This is a genomic window from Bradyrhizobium sp. S3.2.6 (assembly GCF_040546885.1).
GTDB classification, from domain to species: Bacteria; Pseudomonadota; Alphaproteobacteria; order Rhizobiales; family Xanthobacteraceae; genus Bradyrhizobium; species Bradyrhizobium cytisi.
In genome coordinates this window covers 299,452-326,285 of sequence record NZ_JBEPOS010000005.1, presented here as the reverse complement: position 1 = coordinate 326,285, position 26,834 = coordinate 299,452, and the positions used below count along the sequence as shown (strand labels likewise).

General features: G+C 64.7%; 26 protein-coding genes and 2 pseudogenes. 7 read left to right on the top strand and 21 right to left on the bottom strand.

Annotation, left to right across the window (positions count from 1 at the left end):
- Window positions 1–160: 160 nt before the first annotated feature.
- The 10 genes from serA to ABID58_RS13785 all read right to left on the bottom strand — a co-directional run bounded on the left by serA (window position 161) and on the right by ABID58_RS13785 (window position 10,113).
- Window positions 161–1,750 carry a phosphoglycerate dehydrogenase gene (serA, locus tag ABID58_RS13830; protein WP_354033026.1) on the bottom strand — a complete coding sequence of 530 codons (1,590 nt, stop codon included), beginning with the start codon at window positions 1,748–1,750 and terminating at the stop codon, window positions 161–163.
- A 169-nt stretch (window positions 1,751–1,919) separates the two neighbouring features.
- The gene (locus ABID58_RS13825; protein WP_148751172.1) at window positions 1,920–3,092 is read right to left on the bottom strand and encodes a phosphoserine transaminase; all 1,173 of its coding nucleotides are present in this window, start codon (window positions 3,090–3,092) and stop codon (window positions 1,920–1,922) included.
- Between the two features lie 79 nt (window positions 3,093–3,171).
- Entirely contained in the window at window positions 3,172–3,363 is a 192-nt protein-coding gene (locus ABID58_RS13820) for a hypothetical protein (protein WP_246229842.1), read from the bottom strand.
- 173 nt (window positions 3,364–3,536) lie between these two features.
- Window positions 3,537–4,001: a GNAT family N-acetyltransferase gene (locus ABID58_RS13815; protein ID WP_354033025.1), complete on the bottom strand. Its 465-nt coding sequence runs from the start codon at window positions 3,999–4,001 to the stop codon at window positions 3,537–3,539.
- A gap of 45 nt (window positions 4,002–4,046) precedes the next feature.
- Window positions 4,047–4,637 (bottom strand): glutathione S-transferase family protein, encoded by a 591-nt coding sequence (locus tag ABID58_RS13810; RefSeq protein WP_354033024.1) that lies wholly within the window; start codon window positions 4,635–4,637, stop codon window positions 4,047–4,049.
- A 75-nt stretch (window positions 4,638–4,712) separates the two neighbouring features.
- Window positions 4,713–5,570: an outer membrane protein gene (locus tag ABID58_RS13805; RefSeq protein ID WP_354033023.1), complete on the bottom strand. Its 858-nt coding sequence runs from the start codon at window positions 5,568–5,570 to the stop codon at window positions 4,713–4,715.
- A gap of 209 nt (window positions 5,571–5,779) precedes the next feature.
- Complete coding sequence (locus ABID58_RS13800; protein ID WP_354033022.1) at window positions 5,780–6,622, bottom strand: outer membrane protein; 843 nt, start codon at window positions 6,620–6,622, stop codon at window positions 5,780–5,782.
- Window positions 6,623–6,849: 227 nt separating this feature from the next.
- The gene (locus ABID58_RS13795) at window positions 6,850–8,091 is read right to left on the bottom strand and encodes an MFS transporter (protein WP_354033021.1); all 1,242 of its coding nucleotides are present in this window, start codon (window positions 8,089–8,091) and stop codon (window positions 6,850–6,852) included.
- 287 nt (window positions 8,092–8,378) lie between these two features.
- Complete coding sequence (gene glmM / locus ABID58_RS13790; RefSeq protein WP_148751165.1) at window positions 8,379–9,725, bottom strand: phosphoglucosamine mutase; 1,347 nt, start codon at window positions 9,723–9,725, stop codon at window positions 8,379–8,381.
- A gap of 220 nt (window positions 9,726–9,945) precedes the next feature.
- Window positions 9,946–10,113: a hypothetical protein gene (locus ABID58_RS13785; protein WP_187434829.1), complete on the bottom strand. Its 168-nt coding sequence runs from the start codon at window positions 10,111–10,113 to the stop codon at window positions 9,946–9,948.
- 133 nt (window positions 10,114–10,246) lie between these two features.
- Here ABID58_RS13785 and ABID58_RS13780 point away from each other — a divergent pair, with 133 nt between their 5' ends.
- Window positions 10,247–11,389: an alpha-hydroxy acid oxidase gene (locus tag ABID58_RS13780; RefSeq protein ID WP_148751164.1), complete on the top strand. Its 1,143-nt coding sequence runs from the start codon at window positions 10,247–10,249 to the stop codon at window positions 11,387–11,389.
- 120 nt (window positions 11,390–11,509) lie between these two features.
- On the opposite strand, the gene ABID58_RS13775 is transcribed toward ABID58_RS13780, so the two are convergent.
- From ABID58_RS13775 to ABID58_RS13740, 8 genes and pseudogenes are all read right to left on the bottom strand, one after another.
- A complete protein-coding gene (locus ABID58_RS13775) occupies window positions 11,510–12,139 on the bottom strand; it encodes a single stranded DNA-binding domain-containing protein (RefSeq protein ID WP_148751163.1) in 630 nt (209 codons plus the stop codon).
- Window positions 12,140–12,213: 74 nt separating this feature from the next.
- Window positions 12,214–12,840: a hypothetical protein gene (locus ABID58_RS13770; RefSeq protein WP_148751162.1), complete on the bottom strand. Its 627-nt coding sequence runs from the start codon at window positions 12,838–12,840 to the stop codon at window positions 12,214–12,216.
- Window positions 12,841–12,896: 56 nt separating this feature from the next.
- A complete protein-coding gene (locus ABID58_RS13765) occupies window positions 12,897–13,736 on the bottom strand; it encodes a shikimate dehydrogenase (RefSeq protein ID WP_354033020.1) in 840 nt (279 codons plus the stop codon).
- Window positions 13,737–13,788: 52 nt separating this feature from the next.
- Window positions 13,789–15,547: pseudogene (locus ABID58_RS13760) on the bottom strand (SulP family inorganic anion transporter).
- Between the two features lie 90 nt (window positions 15,548–15,637).
- Window positions 15,638–15,910: pseudogene (locus ABID58_RS13755) on the bottom strand (helix-turn-helix domain-containing protein).
- Window positions 15,911–16,174: 264 nt separating this feature from the next.
- On the bottom strand, window positions 16,175–18,223 hold the full coding sequence (locus ABID58_RS13750) for an elongation factor G (RefSeq protein WP_354033019.1): 2,049 nt from the start codon (window positions 18,221–18,223) through the stop codon (window positions 16,175–16,177).
- Between the two features lie 161 nt (window positions 18,224–18,384).
- A complete protein-coding gene (locus ABID58_RS13745) occupies window positions 18,385–18,864 on the bottom strand; it encodes a DUF992 domain-containing protein (RefSeq protein ID WP_354033017.1) in 480 nt (159 codons plus the stop codon).
- 422 nt (window positions 18,865–19,286) lie between these two features.
- Window positions 19,287–20,489, bottom strand: a complete 1,203-nt coding sequence (locus tag ABID58_RS13740; protein WP_354033016.1) for a pyridoxal phosphate-dependent aminotransferase — start codon at window positions 20,487–20,489, stop codon at window positions 19,287–19,289.
- A gap of 541 nt (window positions 20,490–21,030) precedes the next feature.
- On the opposite strand from ABID58_RS13740, the gene ABID58_RS13735 reads away from it, so the two are divergent.
- The 6 genes from ABID58_RS13735 (at window position 21,031) to ABID58_RS13710 (ending at window position 24,916) form a co-directional block, all read left to right on the top strand.
- Window positions 21,031–21,681, top strand: a complete 651-nt coding sequence (locus ABID58_RS13735) for a glutathione S-transferase family protein (RefSeq protein ID WP_148751155.1) — start codon at window positions 21,031–21,033, stop codon at window positions 21,679–21,681.
- Window positions 21,682–21,836: 155 nt separating this feature from the next.
- Window positions 21,837–22,013, top strand: coding sequence for a hypothetical protein (locus ABID58_RS13730; protein ID WP_354033015.1), 177 nt, complete (start codon window positions 21,837–21,839; stop codon window positions 22,011–22,013).
- A 70-nt stretch (window positions 22,014–22,083) separates the two neighbouring features.
- Complete coding sequence (locus ABID58_RS13725; protein WP_354033044.1) at window positions 22,084–22,245, top strand: hypothetical protein; 162 nt, start codon at window positions 22,084–22,086, stop codon at window positions 22,243–22,245.
- Between the two features lie 129 nt (window positions 22,246–22,374).
- The gene (locus ABID58_RS13720) at window positions 22,375–23,187 is read left to right on the top strand and encodes a PAS-domain containing protein (RefSeq protein ID WP_354033014.1); all 813 of its coding nucleotides are present in this window, start codon (window positions 22,375–22,377) and stop codon (window positions 23,185–23,187) included.
- Window positions 23,188–23,260: 73 nt separating this feature from the next.
- Window positions 23,261–23,716, top strand: coding sequence for a GNAT family N-acetyltransferase (locus ABID58_RS13715; RefSeq protein WP_148751153.1), 456 nt, complete (start codon window positions 23,261–23,263; stop codon window positions 23,714–23,716).
- 258 nt (window positions 23,717–23,974) lie between these two features.
- Window positions 23,975–24,916, top strand: a complete 942-nt coding sequence (locus ABID58_RS13710) for an aldo/keto reductase (RefSeq protein ID WP_148751152.1) — start codon at window positions 23,975–23,977, stop codon at window positions 24,914–24,916.
- A gap of 17 nt (window positions 24,917–24,933) precedes the next feature.
- Here ABID58_RS13710 and hmuQ read toward each other — a convergent pair whose 3' ends face one another.
- From hmuQ to ABID58_RS13695, 3 genes are read right to left on the bottom strand one after another with little or no spacing between them, the layout of a single operon-like run.
- Entirely contained in the window at window positions 24,934–25,257 is a 324-nt protein-coding gene (gene hmuQ / locus ABID58_RS13705) for a heme-degrading protein HmuQ (protein ID WP_354033013.1), read from the bottom strand.
- A gap of 56 nt (window positions 25,258–25,313) precedes the next feature.
- The gene (locus ABID58_RS13700; RefSeq protein WP_430640169.1) at window positions 25,314–25,577 is read right to left on the bottom strand and encodes an endonuclease domain-containing protein; all 264 of its coding nucleotides are present in this window, start codon (window positions 25,575–25,577) and stop codon (window positions 25,314–25,316) included.
- 38 nt (window positions 25,578–25,615) lie between these two features.
- Window positions 25,616–26,833 (bottom strand): DUF1501 domain-containing protein, encoded by a 1,218-nt coding sequence (locus ABID58_RS13695; protein ID WP_354033043.1) that lies wholly within the window; start codon window positions 26,831–26,833, stop codon window positions 25,616–25,618.
- Window position 26,834: the final 1 nt, after the last annotated feature.

The window sequence follows — 26,834 nt, the reverse complement described above, 5'->3', positions numbered from 1 at the left end:
ATCAACAAAAACACCGCCCTCGAGATGAGCGCGGCGCCGTTGTTCCGCAGGTCGGAATATATGATATGATGATCGTCATTCCGGAGCGGCTCGCAGAGCCGAATCCGGAATCTCGAGATTCCGGATTCGATGCTTTGCATCGCCCCGGAATGACGATTGCCTAGAACGTCAGCGCCTTGACCTGCTTGACCTGCGGCAGCGCCTGTACCTTGGCGAGCAGATCGGCCGGCACCGCGCCGTCGACCTCGACCAGCGCGATCGCATCGCCACCCTGCTCGACACGGCCGAGATGGAAGGTCGCGATGTTGATCTTGGCGTCGCCGAGGAGCCCTGCAAACTTGCCGATGAAGCCCGGCTTGTCCTCGTTGGTGACGTAGATCATCGACTTGCCGAACTCGGCGTCGACGCGGATGCCCTTGATGTCGACGAGGCGCGGCTTGCCGTCATGATAGACAGTGCCGGAGACCGAGCGCGCCTGGCGTTCGGTCGCGACCGTGACGGTGATCAGGCTCTCATAGTCGCTTTGCGCGGCGCGCACGATCTCATCCACCACCATGCCGCGCTCCTTGGCGACGACGGGCGCGGACACCACGTTGACCTCGCCCAGCATCGGCCGAAGCAGGCCCGACAGCACCGCCGAGGTGATCGCCTTGATCTTCATCTCGGCGACGTGGCCCTCATAGGTGATCTCGACCTTGAGGATGCCGCTTTCGGTGAGCTGGCCGGCGAACGAGCCGAGCTTCTCGGCGAGCGCGATGAACGGCTTCAGCTTCGGCGCTTCTTCCGCGGTGATCGAGGGGAAGTTCACCGCGTTCGAGATCGCGCCGGTGAGCAGATAATCCGACATCTGCTCGGCGACCTGCAGCGCGACGTTTTCCTGCGCTTCCGTGGTGGAGGCGCCGAGATGCGGCGTGCAGATCACGTTGGGATGGCCGAACAGCACGTTCGTCGTCGCGGGCTCCTCGACGAAGACGTCGAAGGCGGCGCCGGCAATGTGCTTGGCGTTGAGCGCATCGACCACCGCCTGCTCGTCGACGAGACCGCCGCGGGCGCAGTTGATCAGGCGCACGCCCTTCTTCATCTTGGCGATTGCGGCCGCATCGATGATGTTCCTGGTCTTCTCGGTCAACGGCGTATGCAGCGTGATGAAGTCGGCGCGCTTGAGCAGGTCATCCAGATCGACCTTCTCGACGCCGATGTCCTTGGCGCGCTCCGGCGACAGGAAGGGGTCGAACGCGACCACCTTCATGCGCAGCCCGAGCGCGCGGTCGGCGACGATCGAGCCGATATTGCCGCAGCCGACCACGCCGAGCACCTTGCCGGTGATCTCGACGCCCATGAAGCGGTTCTTCTCCCACTTGCCGGCCTGGGTCGAGGCGTCGGCCTGCGGGATCTCGCGGGCGAGCGCCAGCATCAGCGTGATGGCGTGCTCGGCGGTCGTGATCGAATTGCCGAACGGCGTGTTCATCACGATGATGCCCTTGGCGGTCGCAGCCGGAATCTCGACATTGTCGACGCCGATGCCGGCGCGGCCGATCACCTTGAGGTTGGTGGCCTTCTCCAGGATCTTGGCGGTCGCCTTGGTCGCGGAGCGGATCGCGAGGCCATCGTAATTGCCGATGATCTCGGCGAGCTTGTCCTTGTCCTTGCCGAGGTTGGGCTGGAAGTCGACCTCGACGCCGCGGTCTTTGAAGATCTGCACGGCAGCAGGCGAGAGCGCGTCGGAAATGAGAACTTTGGGTTTGGTCATGGATGTCTTCCTTCACACCCTCCCCTGGAGGGGGAGGGTCGGCGCGAAGCGCCGGGGTGGGGTGAAGCTGCAAACTCGAACTTCGCCAGTGCGCCGTGTGGAGAGATCACCCCACCCCGCCGCACCTGACGGTGCGTCGACCCTCCCCCTCCAGGGGAGGGTCAGAACATCACGCTGCCTTGGCGAGCTGCGCCTTGGTCTCGGCAAAAGCCCAGTCGATCCACTGCGTCAGCAGCTCGACATCCCGGGCCTCGACGGTGGCGCCGCACCAGATGCGCAAACCCGCCGGCGCATCGCGGTAATAGGCGAAGTCGTAGCCGGCGCCTTCCTTCTCGACGAGAGCGACCAGCTTCTTGGAGAACTCGGCCTGCGCGTCCTCCGAGAGCGAGGTGATCGCGGGATCGATGAACTTCAGGCACACCGAGGTGTTGGAGCGGATCGCGGCGTCCTTGGCCAGGAAGTCGATCCAGGGCGTCTTCGCCTTCCAGTCGGCCAGCACCTTGGTGTTGGCGTCGGCGCGCGCGATCAGCGCCTTGAGGCCGCCGATCGACTTGGCCCAGCTTAGTGCGTCGAGATAATCCTCGACGCAGAGCATCGACGGCGTGTTGATGGTCTCGCCAACGAAGATGCCTTCGTTGATCTTGCCGCCCTTGGTCATGCGGAAGATTTTCGGCAGCGGCCAGGCCGGCTTGTAGGTCTCGAGCCGCTCCACCGCGCGCGGCGACAGGATCAGCATGCCATGCGCGGCTTCGCCGCCGAGCGCCTTCTGCCAGGAGAAGGTGACGACATCGAGCTTGGCCCAGTCGAGGGCTTGCGCGAATGCAGCCGACGTCGCGTCGCAAATGGTCAGGCCTGCGCGGGTCGCGCTGATCCAATCCGCGTTCGGCACGCGGACGCCGGAGGTGGTGCCGTTCCAGGTGAAGACGACGTCGCTGTTGGGATCGACCTTGGAGAGGTCGGGAATTTCACCGTAAGCCGCATTGAGCTTGGTGACGTCCTTGAGCTTCAATTCCTTGACGATGTCGCTGACCCAGCCTTCGCCGAAGGATTCCCAGGCGAGCGTGGTGACGGGCCGTGCCCCGAGCAGCGACCACAGCGCCATCTCGACCGCGCCGGTATCCGACGCCGGCACGATGCCGATGCGATAATCGGCCGGCACTTCAAGCACTTCGCGCGTCAGATCGATCGCGAGCTTGAGCTTGGTCTTGCCCACCTTCGCGCGATGCGAACGGCCGAGCGCTGCGTCCTTGAGATTTTGGGCGTTCCAGCCGGGGCGCTTGGCGCAGGGGCCGGAGGAGAAATGCGGCACGTTCGGCCGCGAAGCGGGCTTCGCTACAGTCATAATCTACCCTTCCAGATAGTAAGCCTCCCGTTGGGGGGAGGTGTCCCGCCGCGGCTGATACGGGAATCGGGAAGACCAGTCAAGGAAGTTCCGGCGTCTCACGCTGGAGTGATGGCTCCTCCGGCACGAGATCGGGGGATGCAACCGGGGCGAGCGCGTTCAGTAAGTCCGTGGCCTCGCTGATCAATTGCGCGGCGCGGCGGCGGCTGCCGACCTTCAAAATGCATTTGTCGTTGGCCTGCACAACGTAATCGTTGCCGACCTTGATCATGGAATAGCTTGCCATCGAAATCCCCGAACCGACCGAGCCCGGTTTCAGACGCTGGCGTAGCACCGTTCGTTCCCCGATCAACGTGAACGACCAAGGGGTAGTTTATCAGCTCTTAAGATGAACGAACGCGCGATCGGATTTCGCAAGCAGCGCAACGGTCCCCACGGCCTGCATCAAAAACGCACAGTCATGCCGGCGTGACTCAATGCAAATCCGAGACGCTTGTAGAAGCGCTGCGCGTCGACACGGCTCGCATGCGTCAGCAATTCGACCAGATTGCAGCCGCGCGCCTTGGCTTCCGTCATCGCCCATTGCACCAATTGCTCGCCGATGCCGCGGCTGCGGCAATCAGAGGCAACGCGGACGTCCTCGAGCAGGCCGCGAATGCCGCCTTGCGAGCTGATGCCCGCGAGCACCGCGAGTTGCAGGCAGCCGACCACCCTGCCCTCGCTCTCGGCGACCACGAGCGTGAGATTCTGGTCTCGCTCGACCCGCTCGAACGCCTGATAGTAGACGGCCGGAAGCGGATCCTCGACGCGCTCGCGGGCGCGGCCGAGATGATCGTCGGCGAGCATCGCCACGATCGCGGGAACGTCCTCGCGACGCGCCGGACGGATGGAGACGGACTTGTCGTTCATACGGGAAACTCCAGGATTCCGTGCGACGGATTCCGCGCGAGGGATTTAGCGCGCCGGCGGTAGACCGAGACAGGCCTCGGCTTCGGCGATCCAGCGGCGGATGGCGGCATAGCGGTCGAGATCAAAACCGCCTTCATGCGCAAGGCGCGTATAGGCAAGCAGCGAGACGTCGGCGAGCGAGATCTCATCGTCGGCGAAGAAGCGGCTCGTTGTGAGATGCGCCTCCATGCGGTCGAGCGCCGCATAGCCGCGCTTGACCTTGTCGGGATCGAGCTCGGAGGGATGCTTGCCGAGATAGACCAGCTGAAAGCGGCACACCGCGATATAGGGCTCGTGGCTGTACTGCTCCCAGAACAGCCATTCGTCCATCTTGGCGGCAGCAAAGGCGTCGCGCGGCACGAGTGCGCTGTCGCGGGCAAGATAGCGGATGATGGCGTTGGACTGCGCCAGCGTGCGGCCGTCGTCGAAGGCGACAGTCGGCACCTGGCCGGCGCCGTTCATCTCAAGAAATTGCGGCGTGCGCGTCTCGCCCTTGCGCGTATCGATCTCGATCCAGCGATAGGGCAATGCGAGCTTGTCGCAGACCCACTTCACCTTCAGACAATTGCCCGAGTTGCTATCGCCGTAAATCTGCATCGCTGCCGCCTCGCTTTCGCCCGGCAGAGCATCAGGACGGAAGCAGCCTGTCAACCGCGGCGCAGCGCAGCAGCGTCAGAACTTGTAGCCGAGCCCGACACGCGCATTGTTCAGCGTCACCGAGGTGTTCATGACGGGCGAAAATTTCACGTACTCGTATTCCACGCGCGCGAACAGACCGTCCCAGATGCAGTATTCGACGCCGAGGCCGGCGGTCCAGCCCACCGCGAAGGCGTTGGTCCGGCGCTGCGTCTGCGCCTGCGACTGCGCTGGAACGGCCTGTGGCGCTCCGAAAGTGGTCGACGTCACCGTGACGCCGCCGACGACAATCGAATTCGTCACATCCTGACGCAAATCCACCGTGCTCGTTACCGAGCGAGAGACGTCCATTCGGCCGACGGCAGCGCCGGCGAAGGCATAGGGCATGAAATCGCCGCCGTCCCAACCGACGCGGCCGCGCAGCGTGATCATGTCCTTGACCTTCGCCGCGGCGGTGCCGGTCAATGTCACGTCGTAATTGTCGGTGACATTCGCGGCATGCGTATCGCCGGCCGGATTGACGATCGTGAGCGAGTTGCTACCCGACGTCGAAGTGGCGAGGTTGTTGAAGTAGGTGTAGGTGCCCTCGAGACTGAGAATGGCATCGTACCATTGCCAGTTGCGGCCGACGAAGGCGTTGAAATTGGTGCTCTGCGTGTTCGTCTTGTTCATGAGCGACCAATTGGCGGTCGGCTGCTGCAGCACGCTGTCACGGAAGATGAAATTGGTCAGGCCGACGACGCTCTGGCTGAAGTCGCTCGCGTCGGTGGAGTAGCCGGCGCCGCCGCCGAAATAGGTGCCATCCCAATTATGGGACGTCTTGGACAGGCCGTCGGTGAAGCCGCCGCGCAGCACGGGCAGATCCGGCATGTCGGCCGCGTGTGCGGCGGACATAGATCCCAAAGCCGCCACCACCAACCAAAGCCTACGCATTGCAACGCTCCATCGAACTCGAACTTTCGCTCGTGATCATGGCTCGTTAACCTTAACCAATGGTTGCGCCGGAGGCTTTCGTCGCCGCCGAGCAATGAAAAATATGCCACGCAAAAACGGCGCGGGAGCATCCCGCGCCGTTAAGAGACATTAAGCGATGGGGCGAACGATCAGCCCTTGGTGACGAGCGGCGGCGGCATGTAGGCCGGCGGGCTGTTGAGCTCCCAGCGCACGCCGAGCTTGACGTCGTGCGAGGTGAGCTCCTTGATCTTGATCGAGGTTGGGCCCGAGCCGCTGTTGTCGAACAAGCGGTAGTTGCCAGGTGCCGCATCGCCGAGGTTCATGTAGCTGTAGGCCAGTTCAACGGTGAACCCGGGATTGACCTTGTAGGCGAGGCCGGCGTGGGCGGCCCAGGCAAGGTTCCACTTTCCGTTGTCGGCGAAGTAGGCGACGCTGTTGGCCAGGGGTGGAGTATTTCCCACGGTGTATGACACGCCGTCGTCGCGGAAGCCGCTGATCTTGTTGTAGGAGCCGCCAACACCGGCACCAATGAACGGCGTAATGCACCACCAGGTGCCGAGGTCAACGTAAGCGTTGGCCATGACAACCCATTCGGATTTGCTGCCGCTGTAGTTGTTGGAGCCGACGAAGCCGGGCCCGATGACGTTATCCGCACCATGCAGGTTAGCCTTGCCACGGTACTGGCCGATCACGTCGGTGCGAAACCAGTTGTTGAAGCGATAGCCGACACCGAGGTCGAACAGCGGCGACGAGTCGAAGCCAAGTCCCTCCGTCGTCTTCGTAAACCCAGGCCCGACGGCGCCCTCGATGCTCTTGGCGCTCTGGTTGGTCATGCCGACGTCACCGCGCAGGTACCAGCCGCCGAAGTCCGCGGGCGGGGCGGGCGGCGCGTACATGGGGGGCGGGGCCGCGATCGGCATATCGGCGGCGAACGCCATCGACGAGATCAGTGACGCCGCACCCGCGGCAAGGAGAGACTTAACGCTACGCATTGGCTTCGTCCTTATGGCCGGTGAGGCAAAATGCAGCTGCCTCACGTTCTGGAAACTCACGGGCGGACGATGGCAGCAAATGCTTAAGCGCCACTTAACCCTAATTTTTAAGGTTGATTTTTTCTCACTACACACGCGGATGCGGCGCAAGCGTTGCAAAAATGCGGCAGCCGCGCTCCGCAATTACTAACGATTGGTGAAGCTGCAATGCAGCGAAACGGGATCTGTTAACGCACGTGCCGCGGCAGCTTGGGCAGGAACACCGCAAGCAGCCCGATCGCCGGCAGATAGGCGCAGACCTGGTAGACGAACTCGATCGAGGTGTGATCGGCGAGCTTGCCGAGCACGGCCGCGCCGAGCCCGCCGATGCCGAAGGCGACGCCGAAGAACACGCCGGAGATCATGCCGAAGCGATGCGGCACCAGTTCCTGCGCGAACACGATGATTGACGACGTCGTCGAGGAGATGATGAGACCGATGATGACGGTGAGTACCGCGCTCGCGTAAAGCCCGGCATAGGGGAGCGCCAGCGTGAACGGCAGCGCGCCGAGGATCGAGATCCAGATCACGATCTTGCGGCCGAAGCGATCCCCGAGCGGTCCGCCGAGAAACGCACCGACCGCGTTCGCCGCAAGGAAGATGAAGAGGTACATTTGGGCGGCCTGCGTCGACACGTTGAAACGGTCGATCAGGTAGAAGATGTAGTAGCTCGACAGGCTCGATACGTAGAGCTGCTTGGAGAACAACAATGCCACCAGCACAACGAGCGCGACCGCGACCCGGCGCGAGCTCGGCGCGTCAGGATGGGCCTGCGCGACCACTGTCTTCTTCGCCTTGATCTGCGGCTCGTACCAGCGGCCGATGCGCCAGAGGATGACGATCGCGAGGAACGCGATCGAGGAGAACCAGGCGATGCTGCCCTGCCCGAACGGCACGACGATCAGGGCTGCGAGCACCGGCCCCATCGAGGTGCCGAAACTGCCGCCGAGCTGAAACACCGATTGCGCGAAGCCGTAGCGGCCGCCGGAGGCCAGCCGCGCGATGCGCGCGGATTCGGGGTGAAACACCGCCGAGCCGAGACCGACCAGGGCAGCGGCAATCAGGATGACGAGATATTGGTGCGCGGCGCTGAGCAGCAGCAGGCCGAAGAAGGTCGAGGCCATGCCGATCGACAGCGAGTACGGCTGCGCCTTCTTGTCGGTGTAGTGACCGACCACCGGCTGGAGCAGCGACGCCGTGAACTGGAACGCCAGCGTGATCATGCCGATCTGCGCGAAGTCGAGCGCGTAAGTGTCCTTGAGGATCGGATACACCGAGGCGATCAGCGACTGCATGGTATCATTGAGGAAGTGCGAGAAGCTGATGCCGGCGAGCACGACATAGGCCGGCCCTGCGGCGGCGGGCGCGATGTCGGCGACGACGACCGGCTCGGTCAGTGTTTCCTCGGAGACGAGAACTGGCTTGTTCAATGGATCGATCCCGGCAGGCGCGGCGAACCGCCACACTGCCTAACTACGATGACCGTGGTGGCCGAACCACCACCAATCGTCGATAGCTGGAATGCGTGTGTTTGCCCTTCTTCCCTTGCTGGAGAGGGTTTCTATCCGCGAGCCTGGAATCGTAGGGTGGGCAAAGGCGCACTTGCGCCGTACCCACCATCAATATCGATCCAACATTGCAGCAGAAGCGGTGGGCACGCTTTCGCCTTGCCCACCCTACGATACTGCCACAAGGGGAGAAGGAAGGCGCTCTCGGCTCAAGCCGCCGCGGCCTGGCCCAGCGCGGAGACGATGGTGTCGACGATGTCCTCGATCAGGACGCGGTCCTCGCCCTCGCCCATGACACGGATCACGGGCTCGGTGCCGGAGGAGCGGATCAGCAGGCGACCGTGACCGTTGAGCCGCTTCTCGCCGTCGGAGATCGCCGACTGCACCTCGGAATCGTCGAGCGGCTTGCCGCCCTTGTGGCGGACGTTCTTGAGGATCTGCGGCAGCGGATCGAAGCGGTGGCAGACTTCCGACACCGGCCGGCGCAGCTTCTGCACCACGGCCAGCACCTGCAGCGCGGCCACGAAGCCGTCGCCGGTGGTGGCGTAGTCGGACAGGATGATGTGGCCGGACTGCTCGCCGCCGAGATTATAGCCGCCGTTCAGCATCTGCTCGAGCACGTAGCGATCGCCGACCGGCGTGCGCACGAGATCGAGCCCCTGCCCTTGCAGGAAGCGCTCGAGGCCGAGATTGGACATCACGGTTGCAACGATGCCCGGACGTGACAGCCGTCCGTCGTCCTTCCAGCTCTGCGCGATCACCGCGAGCAGCTGGTCGCCGTCGACGACATGGCCGCGCTCGTCGACCAGGATGACGCGGTCCGCGTCGCCGTCGAGCGCAATGCCGATGTCGGCCCGCATCTCGCGCACCTTCTTCGACAGCGCCTCCGGCGAGGTCGAGCCGCATTCCTTGTTGATGTTGAAGCCGTCGGGCTCGACGCCGATCGGCACCACGTCGGCGCCCAGCTCCCACAGCGCCTCCGGCACCACCCTGTAGGCGGCGCCATTGGCGCAATCGACGACGACGCGCAGGCCGTCGAGCGAGAGGTCGCGCGGCAGCGTGCGCTTGGCGAATTCGATGTAGCGGTCATGCACGCCGTCGATACGGCGGGCGCGGCCCAGGCTCGCGCTTTGTGCGAGACGCTTGTCGAGGGATTCGTCGAGCAGCTGCTCGATCTGCTTCTCGACATCGTCGGAGAGCTTGAAGCCCTGCGGGCCGAACAGCTTGATGCCGTTATCCTCGAACAGATTGTGCGAGGCCGAGATCATCACGCCGAGATCGGCGCGCATCGACTTGGTCAGCATCGCCACCGCCGGCGTCGGCATCGGGCCGACCAGCAGCACGTCCATGCCGACAGAGGTGAAGCCCGCGACCATCGCATATTCGATCATGTAGCCGGACAGCCGGGTGTCCTTGCCGATCACGACGCGGTGGCGGTGGTCACCGCGCTGGAACGCAAGGCCTGCGGCCTGGCCGACCTTGAGCGCGAGCTCCGGCGTGATCAGCCCGTTGGCGCGGCCCCGGATCCCGTCCGTCCCGAAATATTTGCGGCTCATATCGTCCCCCACGCAACAACCAGGGACCCCCACGACAACCTCCGGGTGCCCGAACGGGCCCCGCATCCCTGATTTGCTGGGATCTTATAATCCCTGCGCCGCTAAATTGGCTTCAAAAAATGTGATTAATCATTACGAGACCGGGGCCGCCGGCGTCCCGGTAACTCCTTGTTAACATTATATTTCCGGTTTGAGGGCCGGAACGAAGCGGAACCTGACCTTAGTCCGTGCGCTTCACATGACCGTCCGCACGGCTCGGCGCCGGCTGGGTGACGTTGACGGGATCGGAGCCCGGAAAGGTCTCTTCCAGCCCCTCCTCCAGCGCTTCCTCGAGGTCGCGCTTCTCCTTGATTTCTTCCGGCGAAGGTCCTCTGTGCGGCTTGGTCATGGCGTCCCTCCCGCAAACGATTTGGCTGTGCATCCAACCATGCTAGATGACCTCGAAACCTTCCGATGCAAGGCTCCTAGCATAGGCCTCTTGATATGAGCCTCTTGATACAAGACGGGCCGGGGAAACGTTCATGAAGCACATCACCTGTATCGACGATCTTCGCGCTCTGCATAAGCGCCGCGTGCCGAAGGCCTTCTTCGACTATTGCGACCGCGGCTCCTATGCCGAGGAAACGCTGCGCGCCAATCGCGAGGACATGCAGGCGATCAAGTTCCGCCAGCGCATCCTGGTCGACGTCTCCAGGCGCGACACCTCAACCACGATCCTCGGCGAGCCCTCGACCATGCCGCTGATCCTGGCGCCCGTGGGACTACTCGGCATGCAGCATGGCGACGGCGAGATCCATGCCTGCCGCGCGGCGCAGGCCGCCGGCATCCCGTTCACGCAGTCGACGATGTCGATCTGCTCGATCGAGGACATCGCGGCCAATGTCGAGAAGCCGTTCTGGTTCCAGCTCTATGTCATGAAGGACCGCGGCTTCATCAAGGAGCTGGTCCAGCGCGCGATCGCGGCGAAGTGCAGCGCGCTCGTGCTGACCGTCGATCTTCAGGTGATCGGCCAGCGCCATGCCGACATCAAGAACGGCATGACCATCCCGCCGGAATGGTCGCTGTCGAAGTTCATCGATTTCGCCACCAAGCCGGCCTGGGTCGCCGGCGTGCTGCAGGGCAAGCGCCGCACCTTCGGCAACATCGCCGGCCACGTCAAGAACACCGAGGACCTCAACCGCCTCGCCGAATGGACCGCCTCGCAGTTCGACACCTCGCTGAACTGGAAGGACGTCGAGTGGATCCGGAGCATCTGGCCGGGCAAGCTCGTCATCAAGGGCATTCTGGACGTCGAGGACGCCGAGGAAGCGGCCAAGACCGGCGCGCAGGCGCTGGTGGTGTCCAACCATGGCGGCCGTCAGCTCGACGGCGCGCCGTCCTCGATCGAGGTGCTGCCCGAGATCGCCGACGCCGTCGGCGAGAAGATGGAGATCATGTTCGACGGCGGCATCCGCTCCGGCCAGGACGTGATGCGCGCGCTCGCGCTCGGCGCAAAATCCTGCATGATCGGCCGCGCTTATGCGTATGGCCTCGGCGCCGGCGGCCAGGCCGGCGTCGCCAAGGCGATCGACATCATCCAGAAGGAGCTGCTCACGACCATGGGCCTGTGCGGCGTCAACAGGATCGACGAGATCGACGATCATGTGATTGCGGTCGCGCCCTAGAACAGTTGCCGTAGGGTGCGCAAAGCGAAGCGTGCCCACCAACTCTTACGAAACGCAGGAAAGCGGTGGGCACGGCGCCAGTGCGCCTTTGCCCACCCTGCGAGTCCAGCGCTCAGTCGCTCACATCGGCGGCGTCAGGCCATCGCGGCCGACATTGACCCGGTTCGCTTCCAGCGTGCCGTCATCCTTCTTCGCCGCACCAAAGATGATCAGCTTGGCGCCGGGCTTGATCTCGGACTTGTCGCTGGCGACGAAGGTGACGATCGGGGTCTCCGGCGGCACCACGACCTTCTTCTCGCCGTCCTTGTATTTGACCGTGATGTTCTGGCCGTCGGTGCCCTTGACCGTCTGCGCTACGGTGGCGTTGGTCATGGTCGAGTTGGCGCGCGCATCCCAGGGGCGGAAGCCTTCAGCGGCGCCGCGCTGGTTTTCCGGAAAGATATGGACGGCAATGGCCTTCTGCGTGCCGTCGGGCTCGGGCATGGCGGTGACGCCGATATAGGAGCCCTCCTTGATCTCGGAGAGCTGCGTCTTCACCACCGCGAAGACGGCGACGTTGTCGGTCATCTTCACCTTCACATCGGTGCCCTCGCGCGTCTTGATGCCGAGGGTGTTGCCGTCGATGCTCTCGATGGTGCCGCGAATGCGCACGGTCGGCGCCTGCTGCTGCGCTGAAATGGATGATGTAACGATACAGGCGACGAATGCTGCCGCGACGGCGCGCGGCATCCAGTTGTTCAGGCTTGGCATGATGGTCCCCTTCAGGGTTTGCGGCGATCAGACAGGGCAACCCCGTCTGACCGCCGCTATTCCCTGAATTCCGATCACATCGGCGGGGTCATACCGTCACGGCCGACATTGACGCGATTGGTCTCGAACGAGCCGTCGGGCAATTGCTTCATGAAGGCGATGACCTTGGCGCCGGCCTTCAGCTCGGACTTGTCCGCGGGCACGAAGGTCACCACCGGTGTCATATCGGACACGAACACTTTCTTCTCGCCGTCCTTGTACTTCACCAGCAGCGTATGGCCGTCGTTGCCGACCACGCTCTCCGACACCGTGGCATTGGTCATGCTGGAATTGGGCTTGAGGTCATAGGGCCGCGAGCCTTCGCCGGTGCCGCGCATGCTCTCCGGAAACACGTGGACCTCGACGGCGTTCTCGCCACCGTCCGGTCCCGGCACGGTGGTGGCGCCGACGAAGGAGCCGACCTTGATATCGGCCAGCGAAATCTTGGTGACGCCGGCCACGCGCAGGTCGGAAGCGATGTGAAGCTTGACGTCCTCGCCGCTGCGCGACTTGACCAGCAGAGTGTCACCCTCGACGCGCTCGATCGTGCCGCGCACGCGGGTCGGCACCGGCGCCCTTTGCGCGACGGCCGCGAGGGTGGAAGCAGCCACCATCGCAACAGCGATGAGCGGGCGCGTGAAATTTGCACGTTGGATCGTCATGACAGTCTCCGATTATCCCCACGGATAGTGAACGCCGGAGACGGCGCACTATTCTCTCAAGTCTTTGTGAGATCGGCCTCGACCAGCGCGCGCAGTTCCGCACTCACCTCGGGCCTCCGGCCGAACCACAGCTCGAAGCCGCGCACCGCCTGGTGCAGGAGCATGCCGAGCCCGTCGGCGGTGTCGAGCCCGCGGGCCCTGGCTGCCGCGAGCAGCGGCGTCACCAGCGGGACATAGACGAGGTCGGCGACGACGGCCCCTTGCGGCAGCCGCGCCACATCAACATCGAGTGAAGGCTGGCCGTGCATGCCGAGCGAGGTCGTGTTCACGAGAAGTTTTGCGCGCGGCAGGACGTCGTTGATCCGGTCCCAGACAAGCGGATGCACGTTCGGCCCGAATTGCGCCGCTAGCGCCTCGGCCCGCGCCAAAGTACGGTTGGCGAGATGAACGCGGCCAAAGCCGCGTTCGAGCAGGCCGAACACCACCGCGCGCGAGGAGCCGCCGGCGCCCAGCACCAGCGCTTCATCCGCCTTGTCCCAGCCGGGCGCGCCGGCGTCGAGATTGCCGAGAAAGCCTTCGACGTCGGTATTGGTCGAGCGCAGCTCACCGTCGGCAAACCACAGCGTGTTGGCGGCGCCAATCGCCTTGGCGCGCGCATCGGGGGTCGACAGCTCCAGCACGCCGACCTTGTGCGGAATGGTGACATTGGCGCCGACAAAACCACGCAGCGACAGCCGCAGCACGAAATCGCGCAGGTTCTCGGGCGGAACCGCCTCGATGACATAGCCGCCTGCGATGCCGAGCGTGCGCAGCCAGTAATGATGGATCAGCGGCGAGCGCGAATGCGCGGCCGGCCATCCGATCAAGCAGGCTGCGGGCGATTTGGGCGCGGTCATCTTTCCCTCGGGTCGTGTCGAGGGCGATCCATTTCGCGTCCGGCCGGTCCTGTCAAGCAGGCGGGGACGGCACCGTGGATTCGGTCGCGCCGGGAGCCGCCTTGATATCGGCGACCGCGCGCTCGATGGTCTGGCGATAGCGCGCGCGCTTCGGGCTCACGCCGTGGGTCAGCAGCGCGCGGCGGACCGCGGGCGAAGCCCCGGTGATGAATAGCCGGATGCCCTTGCGCTGGGCCTTGGCGGCGACGCGCCCCAACACGTTCGCCGCGGTGGAGTCCAGGAACGGCACCGCGGCGAAATCGACCACGAGCGCCTTGCGCTTGTCGGCAATGCCGTCGAGCACGCCTCCGATCGCAGACGCAGCACCAAAGAAGAACGCGCCGGTGATGCGATAGACCAGGACGTCGCGGTCGACCGCGAGCGCGGGATCGTAAGGCACGCGCTCGCCATTGCCGTCATCGGGACGATCGGCCGCGACCAGCGGCGAGCGCTCCTCGATGCCGGTCATCTCCGCCATGCGATGGATGAACAGCACCGCACCGAGCGCGAAGCCGACCAGGATGCCTTCGGTCAGATCGCGGAAGATCGTGAGCAGGAAGGTTGCCAGCAGCACGACGGCATCGCCCCAGGACGAGCGCAGCAGCGTCGCGAATTCCTGCTTCTCCGCCATGGTCCAGGCCACCACGACCAGCACGGCGGCAAGTGCGGCGAGCGGGATGTAGCTCGCGAGCGGTGCAGCGACCAGCATGAACAGCAGCAGAAAGACGGAGTGCAGCATGCCTGCCAGCGGCCCGCGCGCGCCGGCGCCGAATGTTGGTCGCGGTGCGCGCAATCAGGCCGGTGACACAGATGCCGCCGAACAGCGCTGCGCCGATATTTGCGGCGCCTTGCGCCACCAGCTCGCAATTGGAGCGGTGACGGCGCCCGGTCATGCCGTCGGCGACCACCGCCGACAGCAGCGATTCGATGGCCGCGAGCAGCGCAAACGAGATCGCATCCGGCAGCACCGCTTTCGCCTTCGCGAGCGAGAACGCCGGCAGCGCGGGCGAGGGCAATTCGCGCGGGATGCCGCCGAAACGACTGCCGATGGTTTCGATTGGCAGCGACAGTGCAGCCGTCGCGATCGCCGCGAGCGCGACCGCGATCAGGATGCCGGGCCAGGACGGCCGCCAGCGCCGCAAGCCCGCGATGATGGCGACGCTGACGAGAGCGACGCCAAGCGCGGACGGATTGATGGTGTGAAGGCCATCCGCCAGCGCGGCGAGCTTCGGCACGAACTCGCTCGGCTCTTTCCCCGCGAGCGTGATGCCTGCGAGATCGCGCAGCTGGCTCGCAAAGATGATCACGGCGATACCGGCGGTGAAGCCGACCGTGACGGGATAGGGGATGAACTTGATGTAGGTGCCGATGCGCAGCAGGCCCGCGGCGATCAGCACTATACCTGCCATCATGGTGGCGAGGATGACGCCGTCGACGCCATGCCGCTCCGCCGTCACCGCGACCAGCACGATGAAGGCGCCCGCGGGGCCGCCGATCTGGAACCGGCTGCCGCCGAGCAGCGACACGATGAAGCCGCCGACAACCGCAGTGTAGAGCCCGCGATCCGGTGTCACGCCGGAGGCAATCGCAATCGCCATCGACAGCGGAAGCGCGACGATCGCGACCGTGAGGCCCGCAAACACATCGGCGCGGAAATCCGCGAGGCCATAGCCTTCGCGCCAGACGGTAATGAGCTTTGGCAGATAGAGTTCGGTAAAGGTCGGCTGACGAAGGTGGTGCAGCTTGCCTGCGTGTTCGCCCGTGATGCTCATGCCCACAATGCTCCGATGCATCGTGCGGCCGCGTGCTCCGGCGCGACGGTGCGTTAGTTCAGACTGCTTCCGAGCATGATCATGGCAAGATCATGCTCCCACCCGACGCGGCGGCCCCGGCTCTTTCAGCCGAACGCCACGTCCGCCGCCGTCGCTGCGCGCGTGTTCGGCGATCAGCTCGACGCCGGCCCGCTCGAACGCTTCGACCACCTTCATCAGGGTCTCGACCACGCCGCGAACGTTGCCGGTGCTCGCCTCCATCCGCTAGATGGTCGGCAGCGAAACGCCTGCGAGCTCGGCCAGGGTTTTCTGGTCAATGCCAAGCAGCGCGCGGGCTGCTCGCATCTGGAACGACGTGATCACCTTGGCCTCACGTGTCAGAGCTTATAAGTGATGTCTCACACATGTACAATGATGTAAAATACATCATATGAGGCCGAATGCAAGTGCTCTCGCTGCCTCCCCCCGTCATTGCGAGCACAGCGAAGCAACCCAGAATCCCTCTGCGGAACGACTCTGGATTGCTTCGCTGCGCTCGCAATGACGAGTCGAGAGCGCGCGGCCCCCTCTCTCCCCGCAAGGGCGAGGAGAGGAGAAAGCGGTGCGTCCCTTACTGCGCGAGTTGGATCACGCCGCGTGCTGATGCGCGGCGATGATCTGGTCGGCGGCGCGGCCCGTGACTTCGGCCATGTGGTCGAACTGACGGGTGAAGCTGCCGGCGCCTGCGGTTGCCGAACGCAGCTCGACGATGAGCTCGCCGATCTCCGCCTCCGGCATCATGGCGCGGACGCAGTCCCAGCCGCTCCAGCCGTCGCGGGTGTCGAAGCCGAGAATCTGGCCGCGCCGCGCCGACAGGATCGCGTTGATCTTGGCGGTGGCATCGGTCGGACACACGATCTCGACCACGTGGATCGGCTCAAGCAGCACCGACTGGCATTGCGGCAGGCCTTCGTTGAGCCCGACCCTCGCCGCCGTGCGGAAGGCCAGGTCGGAGGAATCGACGCTGTGATAGGAGCCGTCCGTCAGCGTCACCTGCAGATCGGTGACGGGGAAGCCGAGCGGCCCGCGCGCGAGCCCGTCGACGACGCCCTCCTCCACCGCACCGATATAGTTGCGCGGCACCGCGCCGCCGACGACCTTCTCGTCGAACTTGAAGCCCTCGCCGCGCTGCAGCGGTCTGATGTCGAGCACGACATCGCCGAACTGGCCGTGACCGCCGGACTGCTTCTTGTGGCGACCACGCTGGACGATCGGCTTGCGGATGGTCTCCTGGTAGCCGATCGCAGGCGGATGCGAGGAGATCTTGACGCCGAACCGATCGCGCAGCCGCTCGCTCGCGACACGTAAGTGCATCTCGCCCTGCCCCCACAGCACGGTGTCGTGGGTCTGGGCGTTCATCACGACGACGAGGGAGGGATCCTCCTCGTGCAGCCGCGTCAGCGCCTGTCCGAGCTTGACGTCGTCCTTGCGGTCGGTGGCCGCAACTGAAATCGCGAGCACCGGCGGCGTCGGCTCTGAGGCCGCAAGCGCGGCTGGCGCGGTCTTGCCGCTCGAGACCGTGTCGCCGGTCTTGACCGGATCGAGCTTGGCGAGCGCCACGGTGTCGCCGGCTTCGGCAGCGGCACGCTTGGTGTCGTAGGCGCCGTTGACGGCGAGGATACCCGAGATGCGGCTCACCCCGCCGGAGGACGATTGCAGCGTGGCGCCGTCGTCGAGATGGCCGGCAAGCAGCCGCGTCAGCGACAGCTTTCCGCCGTGCTGCGAGTGCAGCGTCTTGAAGACGAAGCCGAGCGCGTCCTTGGCGGAGGGCACGCCGAGACGCTTTGCGGTCTCCGCAATGCCGGGCGCCTCGTGGCGCAGCGCCTTCATCAGACGCAGCACGCCGTTTTCGCGCGCGGCAGCGCCGAGCAGCACGGGGCAGATCAGTCCCTCGCGCAGTTCGCGGGCGAGGTCGTCGAACACGGCATCGCGCGGCGGCTGGATGTCTTCGAGCAGCTGCTCCATCAGCGCATCGTCGTGGTCGGCGAGCTTCTCCAGCATCGAGAAGCGGGCCTCCTTCTCGCGATCGAGGTCGCCGCCTTCGAGCGCAACCACTTCGGATGCCTTGTGCTCGCGATAGACGAACGCGCGCTCGAGCGCAAGATCGACGAAGCCCTCGATCAACTCGTCCTTCCAGATCGGGATCTGGCGCAGCACCAGCGGCACGCGCGAGGCGGGCTGGAGCGTCGCGAGCGTCTCGCGGATGCGCTTGTTGGCGCGGTCGATCTTGTTGAGGAACAGGAAGCGCGGGATCTTCAGCTCCTCCAGCTCGCGCAGGATGATCTGAAGCTGCGGCAGCTTCTTCTCGTCGGCCTCGCAGACCACGATTGCGGCGTCGATCGCGGGAAGCGCGGCGCGCATGTCGTGGGCGAACTCGACGGAACCGGGACAATCCAGGAAAGTATAGCTGTCGCCCATGAAACTCGTGGTGGCGGCAGTCAGCCCGACAGTCATCTTGTGATGACGGGCCTCAGGCGTGGCGTCGCCGACGGAGGTTCCGGCGTCGACGCTGCCGGCGCGCGGGATTGCGCCCGTTCGCGCCAGGATTGCTTCGAGAAGTGTGGTTTTACCGCTTTGGAATGGGCCCACCAGCGCAATGCACCGTGGACCTCGGGGACTTCTGACGTCTTGTCCCATTCGCCGCCTCCTTGTTTGGAGCTCGGCCCATGATTGGGTCGGCAAACGCAGATGCTCTGCCCGTCCCCGAGATTTGGCAAGCGTCAAACGTCGCTGCGGTGCGTCGTCAGTGTCTTAACCTCTCTCGAAGGCAGAGCTAAGCGCGACAGCGTCGTCGGGCGTTAACGGCCCGGACGAAGTTCCAGGCTTTCAAGTCCGGCTGCGACGTTGAGGCCGACCTGGCCCTGCACGCTCAACGGTTGAAGCGCGATCGAATTGTTGGAGCCGCCGACCAGCGCATTACCGCCGAGGCCGACGCCGACCGAGGCGCTGCCCTGCGCGCCGGCATAATTGCCGGAGAGATCGCCGGGGCCGAGCCGGTTGACCGGCGCGAACACGCCCCAGGCGAGCGCCGTCTCCTGGGTGATGCCGAGGTCGATGCCCACTTTACGGATCGTCGCGACATAGCGGTCTTCGGGCAGACCGTCGGCGCGCAGCACGCAGCCGAGATTGGTCACCGATCCCACCACGAAGCCGACGCTAGCGCCGCCGCGGCATTCGAGCACGCCGACCTGCACCATCCGCGACTGCGCGCTGGCGCCCGCGATGGAGGCGACGAGGCTCGCAATGGTGAGTCCGGCAAGGAGGAGTGAGCGGCGCATGAAATGTCTCCGGCTATGAATGTGATGCGAGCAGAGAAGCAGCCTGCAAGCGGCGCGCGATGGTCTATGCCACAAGAGTCCTGTGGGTGCCAGATCGGATGCATTGAAAACCGAACTCGCGGAAGGAGCCCCTCACCCCACCCTCTCCCCGCAAGAGCGGGGCGAGGGAGCGAGAGAGTGGTGCGCCCCTTACGTTAAGCAATAATTAGCGCGCGCTATCGTGTGCGACTTAACCTCTCCCCGCGCTTCCGCGGGGAGAGGTCGGATTGCGCCTGGCGATGCGCAGCATCGTCCAAAGCAATCCGGGTGAGGGGCAAGGCACGCTGCTGGCCCAAACGAAAGTCCATCCGACTCCGCGCAATCGAAACACCAACAAAAAGGCCCGCCGAAGCGGGCCTTTCAATGCTGAACCGGGGACGTGCCTAGCGCAGGTTGCCGCAGAAGCGCTGGATGCGCTTGCAGGCGTCCTCGAGGTCCGAGGTCTTGGTCGCGTAGGAGATGCGGAACGCCGGGCCAAGGCCGAAGGCCGAACCCTGCACCACGGCAACGCCTTCGGTCTCCAGGAGCTCGGTGACGAACGTCTCGTCATTGTCGATCGCCTTACCGGACGGCGCGGTCCTGCCGATCGTGCCGGCGCAGGACGGATAGACGTAGAACGCACCCTCGGGACGCGGGCATTCGATGCCGTTGGCCTGGTTGAGCATGGAGACGACGAGATCGCGACGCTCCTTGAACACCTTGTTGTTGGCGGCGATGAAGTCCTGCGGACCGTTCAGCGCTTCCACCGACGCCCACTGCGAGATCGAGGACGGGTTCGATGTCGACTGCGACTGGATGGTCGACATCGCCTTGATCAGCTGCGCGGGACCACCGGCGTAGCCGATGCGCCAGCCGGTCATGCAATAGGCTTTCGAGACGCCGTTCACGGTGAGCGTGCGGTCGTAGAGGCTGGGCTCGACCTGCGCGACGGTGGTGAACTGGAAGTCGTCATAGACGAGGTGCTCGTACATGTCGTCAGTCATCACCCATACATGCGGATGCTTGACCAGCACGTCGGTAAGCGCCTTGAGCTCTGCCTTTGTGTAAGCCGCGCCGGTCGGGTTCGACGGCGAGCACAGGATGACCCATTTGGTCTTCGGCGTGATCGCGCGATCGAGCGCCTCGGCCTGAAGCTTGAAACCGGCCGCGGCTGTGCAGACCACCGGCACCGGCTCGCCGCCGGCGAGCGCCACCATCTCGGGATAGCTGACCCAATAGGGCGCCGGGATGATCACCTCGTCGCCCGGATTGATGGTCGCCATCAGCGCGTTGTAGAGCACCTGCTTGCCGCCGGTGCCGACGATGATCTGGTTCGGCTTGTAGACGACGCCGTTCTCGCGCTGAAATTTCGCGATGATCGCGTCCTTCAGCTCGGGGATGCCGTCGACCGCGGTGTACTTGGTCTTGCCGGATTCGATGGCGCGGATCGCCGCCAGCTTGATGTTGGCGGGCGTGTCGAAGTCGGGCTCGCCGGCGCCGAGGCCGATGACATTGCGGCCCGCCGCTTTCAGCGCGCGTGCTTTATCCGTGACCGCGATGGTCGCGGACGGCTTCACACGGTCGAGCGCAGCAGCAAGGAAGGCCATCGTCATCTCCTGACAAGCGTCGTGAACCCTTTGGCCTCACGACTCTGATTGTGGGAATGGAGACACCCTAAAACGTGTGCCGCTGCGCCGCAAGAAACTTCGGCCCGATCCCAGAAAAGTTTACGGGTCTGGAGCGTTGCAAGGCGCGATTTCCCGCAATTTTCAGCAACTTTGCCGGGCAAACCCCTCATATCCGGCAAGGCCTGTCCTCGGAGCAATTTTGCGCCGCTCGAGCGCCACAAGACTGACTGCCGGCTGACGCGCAAGGCCTGCGGCCGATCGTCAACCGGTGGCGAGCTCGCGACCCGTCACCGCCTCGCACACGATCGCGCGAAGCGATGCGTCGTGCATGTTGACGCAAGCGTGATCTCACTTGCAGCGTCACACGAACATGATCTTCTGCAGCGTTGCAGTGCGGTAGGGTTTTCGAGTTTTTCTATGGGCCAGCCCTTGCGGCGGATTCGCATCGGCATCATTGTTTAGCCGCGGCGCGGGGCAACAAGCGCCGAACCTTCCCGTCCCTCGGAATCGAACTCCCAGAATGTACAAGCTCTATTCGATGCAACGCTCGGGCAACAGCTACAAGGTCCGCCTTGCGCTGGCGCTGTTGAACGTGCCCTACGAACCCATCGAGGTGGACATTCTCCGCGGCGAGAGCAAGACGCCGGACTTCCTGGCGAAGAACCCGTCAGGACAGGTGCCGCTGCTCGAGGTCGGCGACAATCGCTATCTCGCCGAGTCCAACGCCATCCTGTGGTACGTCGCCGTCGGCACGCCGCTCGCGCCGGAGAACCGCATCGATCGCGCCGAGGCGCTGCAATGGATGTTCTTCGAGCAGCACGCGCTCGAGCCCAATATCGGCGCCGCCTATTTCTGGCTGTCGCTGGTCAAGGGCGGCCGCGACCTGCAGACCCACGCGCTGGAGGACTGGATGGAGCGCGGCTATGGCGCGCTCCAGGTGATGGAGAACCACCTCAAGACCAGCGCCTATTTCGCCGCCCGCCAGCTCACGGTCGCCGACATCGCCTTGTACGGCTACACCCACCTCGCCGACCGCTGCGATTTCGACCTTTCGCCCTTCCCGGCGATCCGGGACTGGCTGAAGCGCGTCGAGGCTGCGCCCGGCTTCGTGGCGATGGACTGGCGCCCCGCCGAGATCGACGACTCCGCCAGCATCGCGGCGGAGGCCTGAAAACCGGTGCAACGTTAAGAAATAGCGGGCACTGCGTTAACCTTTGCCCTATTCCCGCCGCTTTCGGTGCAACTGCCGCCCCATTATTGCCCGCTGGAATTGTGAAGTTGTTCGGCGTCGCGGGTGATTCGCTCGCACGTTGAAGGATTTAGGCCATGATTCGGGCGTCCGGCGCGGTCGGCTTTCAGGGCCAAACCGATACCGTCTCGTCTCCCCGGCTAACCAACGCAGTCGCGGCCTCGCTCGCCGTCGCTGCCCTCTCGCTTTGTCTGATCGTCACCCTCACGGTGCTGTCGACCAAAGCGACCATGGCGATGGGCCTGCCGGTCTGATCCCCGTTTCATCCTTGATAGCCTTCAAGGTGCCGCGCGGCCCCGCGCCGACAGGCATCGTGACAGGACAATGATGAAATCGCCTGTGGTAGTCGTTGCAATCACCCTGACTGCGGCCATCCTGGTCGCGGTGTCGCTTTTGATTGTCGTCGGCACCCGCAAGGGCCCGGGGACGTCGACGTGGAACGCGCCCGCGCTGCAGCAGCGCATGATGCACGTGCATTTGGTCTAAAATCATCCGAAAGCTTTGAGCACGCAGGCAAGCGCCCCTTAAGCGCACCGCGCGAAATCGGGTTGCGCTTGCGCAACCATCGGTCAGTCTGGCGGAATTATCTCGTTCAGGGAGGAACGAGCCAGGCCCATGCGGTTCGGATGGCGTGCCATTTCCGGTCCCGTGCTTACGGCAGCGATCGCACTGCTGGCAATCCCGCTCGACCGTCACGCTCCCGCGCTCTCGCTTGCACCGCTGTTCGTTGGCATCGTGGCGTTGGCCGGCTCGCTCTCGGGCTTTGCCTCTGCGCTCGGCAGCGCCGCCATTGCCGTGATCGGCGCAGCGCTGCTGTCTCTCGGCCACCGCACCGCGCCCGGCTTTGACCTGACCGATCTCGCGCCACTCGGCCTGCTCGCGCTGACGACCGCCGGCACCGCAGGCATCACCGGGCTGATGCGCGAGCGTCTGGTCGATGCCTTTGCCACTGAGCGGCACAACCACGCCACTGCGGCACGGCTGTCGGCAGCGCTCGACCAGGTCGATATCGGCATCGTGCTGCTCGATGCCGAGACCCGCGCCGAATTCATCAACCGCGCCTTCCGCGATTATTTCGCACTGCCGGACGAAAAGGCCGACGAGAAGCCGCCCTTCATCGCGCTGATGTATCACGGCCGCGACACCGGCGCCTTCGAGCTGCCGGAGGACGAGCTGGGCGCCTTCATCGCGCAGCGCATGGAGATGGTGCGGATCGGCGACGCCACGCCGATCAATATCAATTTGCGCAATGGCGAGGTGCTGCGTTTCGTCTGCACCGCACTGCCCGACGGCGGCCGCATGCTGAGCTACACGCCGGTGACCGACCTCGTGCGCCACACCGACGCGCCGGCGCGCGCCGATTACTATCGCTCGCTGCGCGATCCCACAGGGCGGAAGCTGACCCGGTACTTGCGCGTCGCGGAGTGATGCGCGACATCGCAATTGATCGATACGCCCTTCATCAGTATGAAGGACACCTCATCGATCGTGGATTTTCCAGATGTCGCTCACCATTCGCTCCGTCACCCGACAGGATTACGATCAATGGCTGCCGCTGTGGGACGGCTACAACGCCTTCTACGGCCGCTCCGGTCCGACCGCGCTCGCGCCTGAGATAACCAAGGTGACGTGGCAGCGCTTCTTCGATGCCTACGAGCCGGTGCATGCGCTGGTCGCCGAAAGCGATGGCCGCCTGCTCGGGCTCACGCACTACCTGTTCCATCGCAGCACCACCGCGATCGAGCCGTCGTGCTATCTGCAGGATCTGTTCACGCTGGAGGCCGCACGCGGCAAGGGCGTCGCCTCGGCGCTGATTGACGGCGTCTATGAGCGCGCCAAGCTCGCGGGATCGCCGCGGGTCTACTGGCAGACGCACGAGACCAACGTCACGGCACAGAGCCTGTACGACAAGGTCGCGGAACGCTCCGGCTTCATCGTCTATCGCAAGATCTTCTGATCCTGCTGTCTAACCCTGTGGATAACTCGGCCTGTCACCGGCGCGTAACACACCGGGACTAAGTTGCGCCTGCGTCTGATCAGGCCCCCCGTCACCGATCAAGCGCCCCAAGCGGTCCCCGTCAGTCGCCGCGTCTGACAGGGGCCGCATTTTTTTGTCCGCAGTTCCTTTCAGCATGGCTGCAACGCAGGCAGACGCTTGCCGCTGTGTCGCACCGCGGTCACAATGGGCGTCTGCTCTCGTCTGACAGGATCTCCCATGGAAATTCGTAATCTCGGCGGCTCCGGCCTGCGCGTGTCCGCAGTCGGACTCGGCTGCAACAATTTCGGCCAGCGCACCGATCTGGAGACCTCGCGCAAGGTGATCCACCGCGCGATCGATCTCGGCATCACGCTGTTCGACACCGCCGACATCTATGCCGGCCAGGGCGGCTCGGAGACGGTGCTCGGCACCGTGCTCGGCGACCGCCGCAAGGACATCGTGCTCGCCACCAAATTTTCCAAGCCGATGGCGGCCGACGGCACCAAGCAGGGCGCCTCGCGCCGCTACATCATGAACGCGGTCGAGGCCAGCCTGACGCGGCTGAAGACCGATTACATCGATCTCTACCAGCAGCATGATTACGATCCGCTGACGCCGCTGGAGGAGACGCTGCGCGCGCTCGACGATCTCGTCCGCCAGGGCAAGGTCCGCTACATCGGCCATTCCAATTTTCCGGCGTGGCGCATCGCGGAGGCCGAGTTCACCGCGCGCGCGATGAACGTCGGCCGCTTCGTCTCGGCCCAGGACGAGTACAGCCTCGTCGTCCGCGACATCGAGAAGGATCTGCTGCCCGCAGCCCAGGAATACAAGCTCGGCCTGCTGCCGTTCTTCCCGCTGGCGAGTGGCCTCTTGACCGGCAAGTACCAGCGCGGCGCAGCAGCCCCCGCCGACACGCGCTTCGGCAAGGCGCCGGCGCTACGCGACCGCTACGTTACGCCGCGCAACGAGGACATCGTCGAGAAGCTCCAGGCCTTTGCGAAGGCGCGCGGCCATTCGATGCTCGAGCTCGCCTTCTCCTGGCTCGCCGCCCGCCCGCAGGTCTCGAGCGTGATCGCAGGCGCCACCCGGGTGGAGCAGGTCGAGCAGAACGTCAAGGCGATCGCCTGGCAGCTGAGTGCGGACGACCTTGCCGAGATCGATGGGATCACCAAGGGCTGAGCTTTTGAAACGCGGCGCTATTTGGCGCCGCGTCCGACCGTCTGCATCACCTCAAAGCCCTCGAACTGGGGATGGCCGAGATAGAGCGGCTTGTTGTCGCCGGCACGCTGATGCGCGGCGCGAAACGCCTCCGACTTGGTCCAGGCCTCGAACGCCGCGTGATTGGCCCACACCGTGTGCGAGGCATACAGCGTGTGGTCCTCGAGCTCGGGCCCTTTAAGCAGATGGAATTCGACGAAGCCCGGCACCTTGTCCAGATGCGTGTCACGCGACAACCAGACCTGCTCGAAGGCAGCTTCCGATCCCTTGGTGACCCGGAAGCGGTTCATGGCGATGTACATGCCGGTGGTCTCCTGATGTGAGGCAAGCGCCGCTCTCTCGCTCCCTCGCCCCGTTCTTACGGGGAGAGGGTGGGGTGAGGGGCTGCCTCCGCGAGTTCGGTTTGAATGATGGTCAAAACGCCCTCAATGTTGCCGAGCACGTCGTTGTTCCAGAAGCGAAGGATCTTATAGCCTTTTTCGCGCAAGCGTTCATCCCGGATCGCGTCGGCTGCCGACCCGTTGTGCTGGCCGCCATCGACTTCGATGATGAGCCGCTTCTCGCGACAAACAAAGTCGCAGATGTATCCGATGACCTGCCCCTCACCCGGATTGCTTCGCAATCCGACCTCTCCCCGCAAAGAGCGGGGAGAGGTTGAAATCACACCACCAGCCCCTTCATCGGCCTTGCGCTTGCGCTATCCGGGAACACCGTCTCGGCCAGCACGCGATCCGACAGGCCGAACTGGCCCTGCAGCACGCCCTTGATGACGGAGCGGAGATCGGTGGTGGGCTTGAGGTCGCGGGCCTCGAAGAGGTTGGCGAGCTTGAGGCCGGGCCAGTCGGAGATGACGCGGCCGCCCTTCACCGCGCCGCCGGCGAGCAGCGCGACGGTCGCTGTGCCGTGATCGGTGCCGTCGGTGCCGTTGATGCGCGCGGTGCGGCCGAATTCGGTGGCGACGACGACGACGGTGTCGCGCCAGCGATCGCCGAGGCCGCTTTCGAATTCGGCGAGCGCACCGTCGAGACCGCCGAGCAGGAAGGCGAGACGTCCGACCGGACCACCCTCGTTGGCATGCGTATCCCAGCCGTCGAAGGCGAGTGCGGCGATGCGCGGACCGTCATCGGCCGCCATCAGTTTTGCGGCACCGCGCGCGACCTGCCGCATCTGCGCGACCGCATTGCCGGGCTTCGGCTTCATGTCGTCGCCGCTCGCGGCCTTCTCCAACTGGAGGCCTTGCGACAGTGCCGAAGCCAAAGCGGGATCGCGATGACGGTAGAGATCGACCAGCCGCATCGCGGTGTCGTCGTCGGCCTGCGGCAGCGCGACCGGTGCCCAGCCGACGGTCGGCGCATTTCCGCGCAGAACCAGCGGCGTGGTGGGCCCCACCGCGAGCCCGCTCGACACGCGCTCGCCGCGCGGCAGCGCTTCCAGCGCGCGGTTGAGCCAGCCGGACTGCACGCGGCCCGGGCCCGCATAGCCGCTCTCGAGCACGTCCTGGCCGTCGAAATGCGAGCGATCGCGATAGGGCGTCGCCACCGCATGGATCACCGCGGCATGCTGGGCGCGATACATGCGGGCGAATTCCGGCATCGCCGGATGCAGCGCGAAGAAAGTATTGAGCATGATCGCGGGATGCGCGCCATCCGCCGCGAGCGCGATCGAGCCGTGCAGGCCGGCATAGTCGGGGTCGCTGACCGGCGCGACGGTCGCGAGCCCATCAAGCGCGCCGCGCAGGATCACCACGACCAGCCGGGGGTCACGCCCATCGGCCGCGCGCGCGAATTTCGGCAAATAGGCCCAGGCAGCAAAGGACGCGCCGCCGAGCAAGAGTCCGCGGCGCGAGGTGAGGAGCCGGTTTTCGACGCAGTCGATCATC

Excerpts from the sequence above, each read along its gene's own strand:
- ABID58_RS13815 (WP_354033025.1), bottom strand. The coding sequence starts at position 4,001 with ATGAACGACAAGTCCGTCTCCATCCGTCCGGCGCGTCGCGAGGACGTT.
- ABID58_RS13810 (WP_354033024.1), bottom strand. The coding sequence starts at position 4,637 with ATGCAGATTTACGGCGATAGCAACTCGGGCAATTGTCTGAAGGTGAAG.
- serA (WP_354033026.1), bottom strand. The coding sequence starts at position 1,750 with ATGACCAAACCCAAAGTTCTCATTTCCGACGCGCTCTCGCCTGCTGCC.
- ABID58_RS13765 (WP_354033020.1), bottom strand. The coding sequence starts at position 13,736 with ATGACCGCGCCCAAATCGCCCGCAGCCTGCTTGATCGGATGGCCGGCC.
- ABID58_RS13715 (WP_148751153.1), top strand. The coding sequence starts at position 23,261 with ATGTCGCTCACCATTCGCTCCGTCACCCGACAGGATTACGATCAATGG.
- hmuQ (WP_354033013.1), bottom strand. The coding sequence starts at position 25,257 with ATGTACATCGCCATGAACCGCTTCCGGGTCACCAAGGGATCGGAAGCT.
- ABID58_RS13725 (WP_354033044.1), top strand. The coding sequence starts at position 22,084 with ATGATGAAATCGCCTGTGGTAGTCGTTGCAATCACCCTGACTGCGGCC.
- ABID58_RS13745 (WP_354033017.1), bottom strand. The coding sequence starts at position 18,864 with ATGCGCCGCTCACTCCTCCTTGCCGGACTCACCATTGCGAGCCTCGTC.
- ABID58_RS13740 (WP_354033016.1), bottom strand. The coding sequence starts at position 20,489 with ATGGCCTTCCTTGCTGCTGCGCTCGACCGTGTGAAGCCGTCCGCGACC.
- ABID58_RS13770 (WP_148751162.1), bottom strand. The coding sequence starts at position 12,840 with ATGACGATCCAACGTGCAAATTTCACGCGCCCGCTCATCGCTGTTGCG.
- ABID58_RS13775 (WP_148751163.1), bottom strand. The coding sequence starts at position 12,139 with ATGCCAAGCCTGAACAACTGGATGCCGCGCGCCGTCGCGGCAGCATTC.
- ABID58_RS13785 (WP_187434829.1), bottom strand. The coding sequence starts at position 10,113 with ATGACCAAGCCGCACAGAGGACCTTCGCCGGAAGAAATCAAGGAGAAG.
- glmM (WP_148751165.1), bottom strand. The coding sequence starts at position 9,725 with ATGAGCCGCAAATATTTCGGGACGGACGGGATCCGGGGCCGCGCCAAC.
- ABID58_RS13780 (WP_148751164.1), top strand. The coding sequence starts at position 10,247 with ATGAAGCACATCACCTGTATCGACGATCTTCGCGCTCTGCATAAGCGC.
- ABID58_RS13800 (WP_354033022.1), bottom strand. The coding sequence starts at position 6,622 with ATGCGTAGCGTTAAGTCTCTCCTTGCCGCGGGTGCGGCGTCACTGATC.
- ABID58_RS13710 (WP_148751152.1), top strand. The coding sequence starts at position 23,975 with ATGGAAATTCGTAATCTCGGCGGCTCCGGCCTGCGCGTGTCCGCAGTC.
- ABID58_RS13730 (WP_354033015.1), top strand. The coding sequence starts at position 21,837 with ATGATTCGGGCGTCCGGCGCGGTCGGCTTTCAGGGCCAAACCGATACC.
- ABID58_RS13720 (WP_354033014.1), top strand. The coding sequence starts at position 22,375 with ATGCGGTTCGGATGGCGTGCCATTTCCGGTCCCGTGCTTACGGCAGCG.
- ABID58_RS13820 (WP_246229842.1), bottom strand. The coding sequence starts at position 3,363 with ATGATCAAGGTCGGCAACGATTACGTTGTGCAGGCCAACGACAAATGC.
- ABID58_RS13735 (WP_148751155.1), top strand. The coding sequence starts at position 21,031 with ATGTACAAGCTCTATTCGATGCAACGCTCGGGCAACAGCTACAAGGTC.
- ABID58_RS13695 (WP_354033043.1), bottom strand. The coding sequence starts at position 26,833 with ATGATCGACTGCGTCGAAAACCGGCTCCTCACCTCGCGCCGCGGACTC.
- ABID58_RS13750 (WP_354033019.1), bottom strand. The coding sequence starts at position 18,223 with ATGGGACAAGACGTCAGAAGTCCCCGAGGTCCACGGTGCATTGCGCTG.
- ABID58_RS13825 (WP_148751172.1), bottom strand. The coding sequence starts at position 3,092 with ATGACTGTAGCGAAGCCCGCTTCGCGGCCGAACGTGCCGCATTTCTCC.
- ABID58_RS13805 (WP_354033023.1), bottom strand. The coding sequence starts at position 5,570 with ATGTCCGCCGCACACGCGGCCGACATGCCGGATCTGCCCGTGCTGCGC.